General features: G+C 39.2%; 17 protein-coding genes. All 17 read left to right on the top strand.

Annotation, left to right across the window (positions count from 1 at the left end; genetic code table 11):
• The 17 genes from AC4PGZ_RS04450 (at window position 1) to AC4PGZ_RS04530 (ending at window position 12,080) form a co-directional block, all read left to right on the top strand.
• Window positions 1-1,263, top strand: coding sequence for a phage portal protein (locus tag AC4PGZ_RS04450; protein ID WP_492159845.1), 1,263 nt, complete (start codon window positions 1-3; stop codon window positions 1,261-1,263).
• Window positions 1,264-1,980, top strand: coding sequence for a head maturation protease, ClpP-related (locus AC4PGZ_RS04455; protein WP_492159846.1), 717 nt, complete (start codon window positions 1,264-1,266; stop codon window positions 1,978-1,980).
• A 31-nt stretch (window positions 1,981-2,011) separates the two neighbouring features.
• A complete protein-coding gene (locus AC4PGZ_RS04460) occupies window positions 2,012-3,121 on the top strand; it encodes a phage major capsid protein (protein WP_492159847.1) in 1,110 nt (369 codons plus the stop codon).
• A gap of 62 nt (window positions 3,122-3,183) precedes the next feature.
• Window positions 3,184-3,468 (top strand): head-tail connector protein, encoded by a 285-nt coding sequence (locus tag AC4PGZ_RS04465; RefSeq protein WP_492159848.1) that lies wholly within the window; start codon window positions 3,184-3,186, stop codon window positions 3,466-3,468.
• Window positions 3,455-3,784 carry a phage head closure protein gene (locus tag AC4PGZ_RS04470; RefSeq protein ID WP_492159849.1) on the top strand — a complete coding sequence of 110 codons (330 nt, stop codon included), beginning with the start codon at window positions 3,455-3,457 and terminating at the stop codon, window positions 3,782-3,784. Before AC4PGZ_RS04465 ends, AC4PGZ_RS04470 begins: the two co-directional genes overlap by 14 nt.
• On the top strand, window positions 3,781-4,212 hold the full coding sequence (locus tag AC4PGZ_RS04475) for an HK97 gp10 family phage protein (protein ID WP_492159850.1): 432 nt from the start codon (window positions 3,781-3,783) through the stop codon (window positions 4,210-4,212). The genes AC4PGZ_RS04470 and AC4PGZ_RS04475 overlap by 4 nt, the downstream gene beginning before the upstream one ends.
• Before the next feature lie 8 nt (window positions 4,213-4,220).
• Window positions 4,221-4,652: a phage tail terminator family protein gene (locus AC4PGZ_RS04480; protein ID WP_492159851.1), complete on the top strand. Its 432-nt coding sequence runs from the start codon at window positions 4,221-4,223 to the stop codon at window positions 4,650-4,652.
• A gap of 12 nt (window positions 4,653-4,664) precedes the next feature.
• A complete protein-coding gene (locus AC4PGZ_RS04485; RefSeq protein ID WP_492159852.1) occupies window positions 4,665-5,732 on the top strand; it encodes a phage tail sheath C-terminal domain-containing protein in 1,068 nt (355 codons plus the stop codon).
• A gap of 13 nt (window positions 5,733-5,745) precedes the next feature.
• Window positions 5,746-6,174, top strand: a complete 429-nt coding sequence (locus tag AC4PGZ_RS04490; protein WP_492159853.1) for a phage tail tube protein — start codon at window positions 5,746-5,748, stop codon at window positions 6,172-6,174.
• An 8-nt stretch (window positions 6,175-6,182) separates the two neighbouring features.
• Window positions 6,183-6,617 (top strand): hypothetical protein, encoded by a 435-nt coding sequence (locus AC4PGZ_RS04495; protein WP_492159854.1) that lies wholly within the window; start codon window positions 6,183-6,185, stop codon window positions 6,615-6,617.
• 212 nt (window positions 6,618-6,829) lie between these two features.
• Window positions 6,830-8,368: a tape measure protein gene (locus tag AC4PGZ_RS04500; RefSeq protein WP_492159855.1), complete on the top strand. Its 1,539-nt coding sequence runs from the start codon at window positions 6,830-6,832 to the stop codon at window positions 8,366-8,368.
• A 9-nt stretch (window positions 8,369-8,377) separates the two neighbouring features.
• Window positions 8,378-8,782 (top strand): phage portal protein, encoded by a 405-nt coding sequence (locus tag AC4PGZ_RS04505; RefSeq protein ID WP_492159856.1) that lies wholly within the window; start codon window positions 8,378-8,380, stop codon window positions 8,780-8,782.
• Between the two features lie 8 nt (window positions 8,783-8,790).
• Window positions 8,791-9,768, top strand: a complete 978-nt coding sequence (locus AC4PGZ_RS04510; RefSeq protein ID WP_492159857.1) for an XkdQ/YqbQ family protein — start codon at window positions 8,791-8,793, stop codon at window positions 9,766-9,768.
• The gene (locus AC4PGZ_RS04515; RefSeq protein WP_492159858.1) at window positions 9,765-10,037 is read left to right on the top strand and encodes a hypothetical protein; all 273 of its coding nucleotides are present in this window, start codon (window positions 9,765-9,767) and stop codon (window positions 10,035-10,037) included. The genes AC4PGZ_RS04510 and AC4PGZ_RS04515 overlap by 4 nt, the downstream gene beginning before the upstream one ends.
• A 1-nt stretch (window position 10,038) precedes the next feature.
• On the top strand, window positions 10,039-10,473 hold the full coding sequence (locus tag AC4PGZ_RS04520; RefSeq protein WP_492159859.1) for a DUF2634 domain-containing protein: 435 nt from the start codon (window positions 10,039-10,041) through the stop codon (window positions 10,471-10,473).
• Complete coding sequence (locus tag AC4PGZ_RS04525) at window positions 10,466-11,554, top strand: baseplate J/gp47 family protein (protein ID WP_492159860.1); 1,089 nt, start codon at window positions 10,466-10,468, stop codon at window positions 11,552-11,554. The genes AC4PGZ_RS04520 and AC4PGZ_RS04525 overlap by 8 nt, the downstream gene beginning before the upstream one ends.
• Before the next feature lies 1 nt (window position 11,555).
• The gene (locus AC4PGZ_RS04530; RefSeq protein ID WP_492160245.1) at window positions 11,556-12,080 is read left to right on the top strand and encodes a putative phage tail protein; all 525 of its coding nucleotides are present in this window, start codon (window positions 11,556-11,558) and stop codon (window positions 12,078-12,080) included.
• The last annotated feature ends 9 nt before the right edge of the window (window positions 12,081-12,089 follow it).

Raw genomic sequence — 12,089 nt, forward strand, 5'->3', positions numbered from 1 at the left:
ATGTTGAAGATAATTGAAAATATGGCTTTGGGATATTTGAAAAGGCAGCTTGCAAGAAACCAGACTGAAAGCATTGTGTCAAATGATATAGGTATATCAGAGATTAACGAGCTGTTTAACAGAGCATCTGGGAGTGTTGGTGAGAATCTGTCTGAGGTTACTTACTTTACATGCATGAAGATGCTGAGTGAATCCCTGGGGAAGTTAAACATAGATCTCATGCAGGATACTGATAAAGGTACCGTAAAGATTAAGAATCATGAACTGTATAATCTCATGAAGTATAGACCGAATCCCTACATGACACCAAGCACTTTCAAAAGCCTTGTTGAATTCAATCGTAATCACTATGGAAATGCATTCATATGGGTAAGGTACCAGGGTGCAAGAGTCAAGGATATGTGGGTGCTTGAGAATGAAAATGTGAATGTTCTTGTTGATGATATAAATTTATTCAAAAGTGAAAATAGGCTTTATTACGAGTATACGAATCCTAAGACGTTAAAGAAAGTAATGCTTAGCGAGAAGGAAGTAATCCATCTGAAATGCGGTATTTCAAAAAATGGATATTTAGGATTGAGCGTTCAGGATGTATTGGCATCTACAATGAAAGGCAATAAGGCAAGTCAGAATTTCCTTAACAGCCTTAATGAAAAGGGACTTACTGCAAGGGCGGTGCTTGAATATGTCGGAGATCTTGACCGAAATAGAAAGGCTGAACTTGTAAAGACTATTGAGGAGTTTGCAACCGGTGAGGATAATGCAGGAAGGATTATTCCTATTCCGCTGGGAATGAAGCTGACTCCGCTTGATCTCAAGCTTACAGACAGCCAGTATTTTGAACTTAGAAAATACTCTGCGCTTCAGATTGCTGCAGCTTTTGGAATAAAACCTAATCAGCTTAACAATTATGAAAAGAGCAGCTATTCGAACAGCGAGATGCAGAACCTCAGTTTTTATGTCGATACGCTGCTGTTTATTTTAAAGCAGTATGAGGAGGAGTTCAATTACAAGCTTCTGACAGAAAGTGAGAGGCAATCAGGTTTGCATTTTAAATTTAATGTAAGTTCGATACTGAGGGCTGATATTAAGACGCAGGCTGAATGTCTGTCTAAATATGTTAACAACGGGATTTATACACCAAATGATGCAAGAAAATATCTTGATGCAGAAGAAGCCGAAGGAGGAGATATCCTGATGGTTAATGGAAACTATATTCCTATAACGGAAGTTGGAAAGCAGTACCAGAAGGGAGGTGAGTAGATGAAGTTTTATGAAGTGAAAAACAAGACCAATATTTCTGCAGACTTGTATATCTATGGTGATATTGTGGATGATTCATGGAAGGGTTGGACCTGGGCAGAGACTGAGGATGTCTATCCGTCAGATATAAGAAACATGCTTAATGATTTATCTGGAAAGGATTTAAATATCTATATCAATTCAGGCGGTGGACATGTAAATGCAGGACTTGCAATATCACATTTGATAGCAAGGCATGATGGACACACTAAAGGGATTGTTGATGGAATAGCAGCCAGCATTGCAAGTGTTATCCTTATGGGTTGTGATGAGATTGAAATGCCGGCAGATTCGTTTGTCATGATCCATAAACCTATGATTGGAGCAAGCGGAAATTCAGATGATTTCAAGAAAATAATTGATTATCTGGATGTGTTGCAAGAGGGTATGCTTAATTCATACAAAAGGCATCTTAAAGAGGGGGTTGATATTGAGACGATTAATGACCTTATGAATGCTGAAACTTGGCTGAGTGGTGAGGAAATGGAAGCCTATTTTAACGTGACCAAGACAAATGCATTGGGAGCGGTTGCATGCAGCAGTGAAATGCTTGAAAAGTACAAGAATGTTCCTAAATCTTTGCCCAAGATGAATATTGAAATCAAGAAACCTGAAGCAAAAGAATCAAAAAATGAATTATTGAAATGTGAAATTGATATCGCCCTGGCAACTTGCTAGCGATATTTTTTATTGAGAGGAGAAATTGAAAATGAAAAAATCAACAGAAATGAAAAAGAATCTTGAGAGCCTGAAAAACTCTATAGCTCAGATGCAGGCTGAGGGTAAGATAACTGAGGCTCATGCAAAACTGTCAGAGCTTACGGAGTTAAAAAATGCAATTGCTGTCCAGGAAGCTCTTGAAGAAGCAGAGACAGAAAAGTTTGAGGGAAATCCTCTTCCAGTTAACAAGAAGGCTGATCCTACAGTAGCATTCAATAAAGCTATTCTAGGAAAACCTCTTACAGAAGCTGAGGCAGCTCTGGTAGAGACAGGTAACATTGAAGCGGTTGGAGAGCAAGGTGGATACCTTGTACCTGTAGAACAGCAAAATCAGATAACAGAGCTAAAGAGAAGCCTTGTGTCATTAAAGGAATTCTGCCATGTCATACCAGTATCAAGCTATTCTGGAACAATGCCTCTTGAGGTTGAAGAAAACGGGGAGCTTATTGATTTTGATGAAATTAACAGCATTGCCGAATCTGACATAAGATTTGGTCAGGTTACATGGAAGCTGTCAGACAAGGGAGATATAATTCCTATCTCAAACTCACTGCTTCGTGATGAGAAGGCTAACCTTACAAACTTTGTAGGAAAGAGATTTGCGAAGAAGGCTGTAAGAACTGAGAATAAAAAGATAATGGAAATTCTGGCAACTGTTCCTAAGAAAACGGGAGCTGACTATACAGATATTAATAAGATGCTCAATATAGAACTGGATCCAGACATAAGCGCTACAGCTATCATCCTTACAAATCAGGAGGGCTTTGATTATCTTGACAATCTGGTTGATGGAAGCGGAAGACCTCTGCTTACTACTTCTCTTACAGATCCTACAAAGAAAATGTACAAAGGCAGAACTATCGAAGTTCTTTCACTAAATCAGATGCCTACAGCTGGGCTGAATAAGTACAAATTCTATATCGGATCTATGTCTGATGCAATAGCATTCTTTGACAGACAGGTATATCAGATGGCGGTATCCAAAGAAGCTGGATTCACTAAGAATGCAACTTACATGAGAGTTACTGAGGCATTTGATGTTAAGGCAGTTGATACTAAGGCTATGGTTGAGCTTACTATAACTGTAGTTGCTGGTTAATATTTTTTATGATGGCGCTGCTGTAGCAAAAATACAGCAGCATCATTTGGAAAAGAGGAGTTATGACTTTAGATGAATTAAAGTTGTATTTGAGAATTGACGGAACGTTTGAGGACGTTCTTCTTACTTCTCTGCAGATGGCGGCAGAGGAATATCTTAAATCTGCAGGAGTTCTGGTCAATTATGAGAACAGGCTTTACCATCTGTGCGTAATGCTTCTTGTGAATCACTGGTATTCCAACAGAGAAGGTGTTGTCACAGGTACAATATCAAAAGAGATGGAGTTTTCTCTAAGGGCTATTATTCAGCAGTTACAGTTAGGAAGTGATATCGTTGGGACTGTCTAATGATTTAAATTGCAGGATTGATGTTTATAAAAAAACAAAGGTTTTGAATGAGCTTGGAGAGAATGAATATGCAGAGGGCCTTATTGCTTCAATCTGGGCGAATATAATACCTATGAATGGAAGCATGAAAAATGGTCAGGCTGATACGGAATCGGTTGAGATTTCTCACAAGTTCGTTATAAGAAAGAATGTGATTGAGGTTAAGAATACAATGATTTTTGTATTTGAGAATCAGAGGTATGAAGTAAAGCACTATATCCCGAATTACAAGAAAAAGGACAGGATTGAAGTGTTTTGCAGATTGGTGGTGGAATGATGGCAGATGGATTTGATACGAGTGAGCTTGATGATTTCGCAGACAGCATGTTAGAACTTGCAGGAAAGCAGATGCCAAATGCGTGTAGGAATTTTCTCAGAACAGAGGGCAATGAACTTAGGAAAAAAACGAAGGATTTAGCAAAAGCTAATGTAGGAAAGAAAACAGGAAGATATATTAAAAGCTTCAAAAGAGGGAAAAGGATATATTCCTATGGCGATGTTCAGTACAATATCAGGGTGTACAACAATGCTCCGCATGCACAATTAATTGAATATGGACATGTTCAAAAATACAAAGGCAAAGAGGTTGGTTTTGTAAAAGGCCAGCATATTCTTGAAAAAGCTTCAAAATCATTTGAGGACGAATTTGGGAAACATACAAGAGAATTCATTGAAAAAACAGTTGAGGACGGTCTCCATTTTTAGGAGGTTTTATGATCGGCGAAAAAGAGATAATAAGTGCTATAAACAGGGAGCTTGCAATCAAGTTTCCTGATATCGAAAGGAACAGCAAAGACATTGAAGAAGGTTTCAAGAGGCCTTCTTTTTTTATTGAATCAGATAATGAAAACTATGGGAAGATTGGGCAGAGCTATACAGATGATAGCCTGACTATAAGAATCTATTATTTCCCAAGCGATCCTAAAAATAACCGCCTGGAGAATATGGAGATTAAGAGAGAGCTTGTAGGAATGTTAAGATTCAGCATAAAGGTTAATGATGATTTTGTAATACCTGTTGATGATATTACATCAACGATAGCAGACAAGGTGCTGATTGTATCCTTCGATTTAAGAATGGTACAGGATATTGTAGATAATCAGGATGTTCCACTTATGGAAGAGCTTGATTTCAATATTAAATGAAAGGATGATTAGATGGGACTACCAGAGATATTAATAAACTTTGCCAAGAGAGCGGCTTCACTCATACAGCGTTCTCAGAGAGGTATAGCCTGCATCGTTATAAAAGACGATACAGACAAGAGTTTCAGTGTTAAGAGATATAAGTTCTCAACAGATATTGAAACAGCAAAATTCACAGCAAAAAACGTTGAATACATCAAGGACGCATTTCTTGCCGGACCGAATGAAGTTATTGTGGTAAGGATAGATTTAACAAGTGTATTTAGCGATGCGGCAGCTATTCTTGACACCCTGAAATATAACTGGGTTGCATTCATGGCAGCAACAGAGCAGCAGGAACTGGCAACTTATATTAAGGCGAAAAATGCAGCAAATAAGGCAAGGCAGATAAAGGCCATAACTTACAAGGCCACTATCACTGATGATATGCATATAGTGAATTTTACAAATGAGAACATAAAGAAAAAAGAATCAGCGCAGGAAGCTGGCTGGAATTACCTTGCAAGGCTGATAGGAATATTTGCAGCAATGCCGCTTGACCAGTCGGGCACATATTATCTTCTTCCAGATCTTGAGAGCGTGACTGAGCCTGAGGATGTGAATCAAGCAATTGATGATGGAGAGCTTGTTATCATCAATGATGACGGAGAACCAAAGATAGGAAGAGCAGTAAACAGCCTTCAGACTTTATCTGCAACAGTAACAGAGGACATGAAGAAGATAGTGATAGTTGAAGCAATGGACATGATCCAGGAAGACATATATGCAGAGTTCAAAAACAACTATGTGAGAAAATTCAAGAACAGATATGACAACCAGGCGCTGTTCATTTCGGCAGTAAATGGATATTTCAAAGGCCTCACAAAAGAAGATGTACTGGATCCTGACTATGACAACAGGTCATTTGTAGATGTCGAGGCGCAAAGAGACATGCATATAGCTATGGGCAAAACAGAAGCTGAAGAATGGACAGAGTTCGAAGTCAAGAAAAACACTATCGGTTCCAAGGTATTGCTTGCCGGCAATATAAAAATAACTGATGCTATGGAAGATTTAACGTTTAATATTGAACTGGCATAGGAGGTGAAAAAACATGAGTCAAATGAAAGCAAATAAAGTAATAAGCGGTAATTTTGGAAAGATATGGATTAATGGTGAACTTTATGCAAACGTAAAGTCATTTGAAGCGAAAAACTCGCTGAAATATGAACCTGTCGATATTGCCGGAGAGATGGGCACTAGCCAGAAATATATGGGATTTGAGGGTGCCGGTACTATGGTCCTTCACAAGATTGATTCTAATGTCGCAAAGCTTCTGGCAAAGGGTGTAAAGACTGGAGTGATGCCGGATATAGAAATGGTTGGAGCGCTAAATGATCCAGCTGCACATGGAGCTGAAAGGGTTAAGTTCATAGATGTGACATTTGATGAATTTACCCTCCTGAAGTTTGCGAACAAAGAACTTCAGGAAGAAGAAGTACCGTTCAAATACGCTGACTTTGATTATATTGATATGATTTAGGAGGATAAATGGTAGAAAAAAAGCTTACGCTTGAGGACCTGCTGGACAGAGCCAGGCAGAGAGACAATAACAAAATCCAGATCAGAGAATATTTCAGTGAGGAGCTGGGCGGAAATATAGCAGTAACAAAAATGCCGCTCAGGAAACTCACTGCATTTCTTGATAAGGCTGATGATGGTGACAGCAACGCAATAACAAGCAATCTTGATATGAATATCGAGCTTGTATATAAAAGTGTGCCTATGCTTCAAAATAAGGAGCTGCAGGCGGCATATGACTGCGTAGAGCCTTATGATATAGTCACAAAGGTTTTTAACGATAACCTCGGAGAAATTCAAGACATTACAAACTTCATAATGAGTCTTTACGGGATGTATAAATACAAGTCCAAGAATGAAGATGGTCCTGAAGATGAAAGCCTGGTAGATGAACTAAAAAACTAATCAAGGGTGATAATGATTTTTATATGATTCATTATTACCTGAAGAAAGGTATTACTCATGAGAAACTTCTCAGGCTCAATTTCATAGAAAGGGCTTTCTATGTAGCATCTATGGAAATAGAGATTGAAGAAGAACGATTAAATAGAACAGATAGTGAAAGTTAAAGCACCTCACAAGGGTGCTTTTTAACCTCAAAGTAAGGAGGTGAGATTATGGCCAAAACCATAAATACGGTACTGGCACTGAAAGATAAATTTTCGGCAGGAGTAAAGAAGGCTGCTGACAATGCAAAAAATATGGACCGGAAAACAAAGATGGCCTCAAATACAGTCAAGAAATTTGGCCGTGATATGAACAACATGGCCATAAGCGCTGTAAAAAATACGGCAAAGGCTGCAGGAGCGCTTGGAGCACTTGCAACAGGTGTAGGATTCAAGGAAGCATTTGACCTTGAAGGATACAAGCTGCAGCTTGAGACGGCCACCAAGGACACAAAGAAGGCTGCTGAGATAATGAAGTTCTCTATTCAGCTTGCGAACAAAACACCTTTTGAGGGCGGTCAGCTGGTAGAGGGTGCAGCGCAGTTTGAAGCAATGGGAATGAGCGCCAAGAAGTGGCTTCCTCTTGCCGGAGATATGGCAGCTGCTACGAACAAGGATTTCATGCAGGCTACAGAAGCGTTGATTGATGCTCAGGGCGGAGAGCTTGAAAGGCTTAAAGAGTTTGGAATAAAGAAAGAAGCCATAGTAAAGTATGCATATGAGAAGATGGGAAAGATTCAGGTGGTTAACAATCAAGGCCAGATAACTAACCAGGAGAAGTTCAATGAGGCCCTTGTTGCTCTGATGGAAGACAAGTTCAAAGGCGGTATGGAGAAACAGGCAACTACTGTAAAAGGCCTATGGTCTACAATTACAGGGGTAACGAAATCATCACTTGCTACTATTGTAGGTATTACTGAAGAAGGTAGTATAAGACAGGGAAGTGCGCTTGAAATGCTGAAGGGTAAAATCAAGCTGGTCGCTGATCAGCTTACTGCATGGCAAAGTGACGGGACTCTTGATGCGATTTCAGAAAAGGTTACCGGAGTTGTCACTACCGCATTTGATGGACTCTCAAAATCAATAAAGTGGTGCAAGGACAATATGGACTGGCTTATTCCTGTAGCAAGTGGACTGGCAGCTACTTTTGTGACATTCAATATTATAAGCACCGTTGCCGGGATGATGAAAACACTTGGAGTAACAATCAAAGGAATAACAACTGCAACAAGTGTCATGAACTTTGTAATGTCATTGAATCCATTTGCACTCACAGCCCTGGCTATTGGAGCGGTAGTTACTGCAGGAGTGCTGCTTATAAAAAACTGGGATAAGATTATAGCCAAGGCCAAGGAAGTAGCACAGAACGTAAAGAATGTATTTACTGGTAACTGGGAATCTAAGGTAGTTGACAACAAAGTACCTCAGGCATATCAAAAAGGCAAGACTGCGCCAAGGCATGCCACAGGAACATCATACTTCGCCGGAGGGGAAACAAGAATAAACGAAGGCGGCAGAGGTGAGATGGCGGTCCTTCCGTCAGGCTCCAAGATAATACCTGCAGACAAGACGAACAAGGCAATGTCAGGCAAGACAGAAATAAAGGTAAACGTTGAGATACAAGGTAATGTAGTTGGAAACAGCGAGTTTGCAGATGAAGTTGGAGAAACTGTAGCAAAGAAATTGATATTGGTACTGGATAATATATAGGGAGGAAATATGGATTTAGTAGTTAGTGCAAACAACAACGAAGAAGTCATGGTATTTCCTTTTGTTCCTCCTGGCACCGAATTTGAAGACCCATGGGAATATGAAGAATTTAAAGGAATAAAAGGCACTCTTCAGCTGATAGGTGAAAGCGGATTGAGAGTAGTTGAGATAAGTGCATTCTGGCCTGTGAATAAGAATTATGCCTTTGTTCATCCGAAGTCAGAGAGAGATGGTAACAAATATGTAGAGTTCTTTAAGAAGTGGCAGAAAAAGAAAGTACCTGTAAGACTGGTAATGTATTCAGGTAGAAAAGAGATAATAAATATGGCCTGTACATTCAATCTGAAATGGAGCTATGACAAGGTTGGAGACATTTCCTATTCAATGATTTTTAAAGAATATTTGTTTGTGTAGGTGAAGACATGAATAATCATAAGCTTATACTTCTAAAGATGGACCAGTCTTATGACATAACGAAAATGTCGGCAGATTTGCAGTGGAGAGACAATATTGATACGTTAGGTATGAACCTTAGTTTTTCAAAGGCTCAGTCGCTTGAAAAATACATTCCGAAATACAGGTGTGAGCCAGGAGACAAGCTGCTTCTCATGAATGATACTGAAGAGATATTCAGAGGAATAGTAGTTGATAATGGATTTGATAAGTATTCAGATAGCATCAATGCATTTGATTTTGCATTCTATCTGAATGAGAATGACGATATAATCCAGTTCAAGAATATAAGGGCAGATGATGCCATAAAGAAGCTGTGCAGCAAACATGGTGTGCCTGTCGGATCTATTGCAGGCATGGCAACTAAAATAAAGAAAATATACAAGAACAAGGTATCAGACATAATGAAGGATATACTTGAGCAGGTGGAAAATGAAAGCGGAAAGAAATTCAGGCTTGAAATGAGAGCCGGCAAGCTATTCATCGAAGAGTATATGACAATTGAGGTAAAGGGCAGCTTTAAACCGGCGGTAAACCTTGGAGCAATTGACATAAGAATTACACCTGAGATTCTCAGTATTCAAAGAAGCATAACAGGAATGAAGAACAATATCATCGTATCTAACGGTGAGAACAAGATACTCGCAAAAGCAAAGAATCAGAGCAGCGTGAATATATTCGGACTGCTTCAGGAAGTAATCGAAGTAGACGAAAAGACGAATGCAGCCAAGGCAAGAACGATTGCAAACAATAACCTCAAATCAAAAAACAAGATAAGCAAAGTTATAAAATGCAGAATGCTGGGAGATGATAACGTCAGATCAGGAAGAATAATGGTACTTAACATTGCTGATTATGGGATTGTGGGCAAGTATATGATTCATGATTGTATGCACAGTCTGAATTCTGGAATCCATACGATGGAGCTTGAGCTGGAGGAAATATGATGTGGGATGTTGAACTGGCAAAAAGGATAAATAAAATAGAAAGAAAAACTGACAGAGGCATCGGCCATGGCATAGGTATAATAGTATCTAAATCTCCACTCAAAATAAGCTTTGCTGACGGCCAGGTGCTTCTTGATGAAGATGATCTTACAATTACAGATACATTCAAAGTAAAGCTTGATAACGCAGATGAGATTGTGAACGGAGATAAGGTGATTGTCCTTTCTGTTGATGGACAGTCATTTTTTATTATAGACAAGGTGGGATAATATGTTTCCTGTATTCGATTTTGAAACGCAAATACAAGAAGAAGAAAAAGCGCAGGACATAAATATCGGAAGGAGCTTTTCTTTTGATTTCAACACAAAAAGATTCAATGTAATGGCCGGAAAAGTAAAAGAGACTACGCAGGAAGAAGCAATAAAGCAGTGGATAGAGCTGCTTTTAAGAACCGCAGTCAACAGGTACAAGGTATATGAAGGTACAGGGTTTGGAACGAATATAAGCAAGCTTGTGGGATACAAGAGCCTGAGAGGGTTTATTGAATCAGAGATAAAAAGAGAGATCAGTGAGAATATCATGATGAACAGAGCTATTGAAGGCATAGAAGATTTTGAAACTTCTCTTGAAGGTGATATGCTGCAGGTTTCTTTTACTGTCATATTGAAAAATAAGAAGGTATTAGAGGTGGTGAGCAATGTATAGCGTTGATGATATACACAAAAGGATGTTAGACAGCATGAGTGATGACTATGAGAAGACAACAGGATTTCCAACAGCAGACATCACGAGGGCAGTTGCTGTGGCAGCTAAAGATATTTATGATAAAGCTGAAGAAATAAAAGAAAAATTCAATGTAGACAATTACAAGGATGAAGAGCTTACAAGATTCGTAAAGCAGAGAAAAGGTGTTATTCGAAAAGAAGCAAAGAAGGCCATAGGTATGCTTGAGGTTACTGGAAATGGAACGATTAATACAGGTGATCTATTTGAAACAGTATCAGGAATCCAGTTTTCAGCAACAAATACGGTTGTTATATCAGGCACAGGGACAGTAAACATAGAAGCGGTAACACCGGGAAATATCGGAGTGGTAGGAGCCAATTCTATTAACATGATCCCTGTGACGATACAAGGCATTGTTTCAGTTAACAATCCTCAGGCAACCTATGACGGGTATGACCAGGAGGCAGATGAAAGTCTGAGGGACAGATATTACCTGGCACTCCAAAAGCCACCTACAAGCGCCAATAAATATCATTATATGTTGTGGGCCAAGGAAGTGGTAGGAGTGGGAGAAGCTAAGATTTTCAGCCTTTGGAATGGAGATAATACGGTAAAGATAGTGATAATAGATTCAGATAAGCAGCCGGCTAACCCGGAGCTCATAACCAGGGTGCAGGATTATATAGATCCTAAAGGTGAATTAATAGAAGGCGTATGGACACTCTGGGGAACCGGCTCTGGTCAGGCGCCTATTGGTGCATATTGCACAGTAGCTTCAGCGGCAGCTATCAATATAAATGTAACTGCAAATGTAACGCTTCTTGATGGATATAACCAGGAAGATGTGCTGAATTTAATCAAGGCAAATGTAACGAAATATCTCAAGGATATAGCCTTCAAACAAGACTATGTATCTTATGCAAAGATATCAAATGAGGTAAATGACACAGAAGGAGTATTTGACTATACAGAGCTTAAAGTAAATGGCGCCATGACAAACATATCTGTAGCACCTGAAGAAGTGGCCGTAATTGGAAGTGTGGTGATTACGTTTGAATAAAGTGAAGATGATTGAAGCCATTCATAAGATTTACAGGAAAGACCCATGGATAGAGGAAATGTTCAAATCAGCAGGAATGGAGCTTGATGAAGTAGAAACAATACTTGACGAAATGTCGCTGCAGCTTTTTTTTGATACAGCAACTGATCAGGGACTTGATTACTATGAGAAGGAAGCCGGCCTCAAATCAAAACCTATAATGACTCTTGAAGACAGACGGTCCGCAATTGAGGCAAAGTGGAAAAGCTCAGGGAAAGTCGATTTGTATTTACTTCAATCAATAGCTGACTCTTGGAGAAATGGTGAGATAGATGTAAGCTTCATCCAGGGGAAGATAAATATTGAATTCAAGGGTGATTTTGGAATTCCTACAGATCTGCAGAGTCTTAAAAATGCAATCGATGAAGTAAAGCCATCTCACCTGGCGGTCATTTATGCATTCAGATGGATGCTAATCGAAGACATTCATAATGTGATGGCAATTGAAGATATGGAAATGATTACATTAGATAAATTTGCAGGATAGAATTGGAGG

This window comes from Proteocatella sp. QWL-06 (assembly GCF_058684135.1).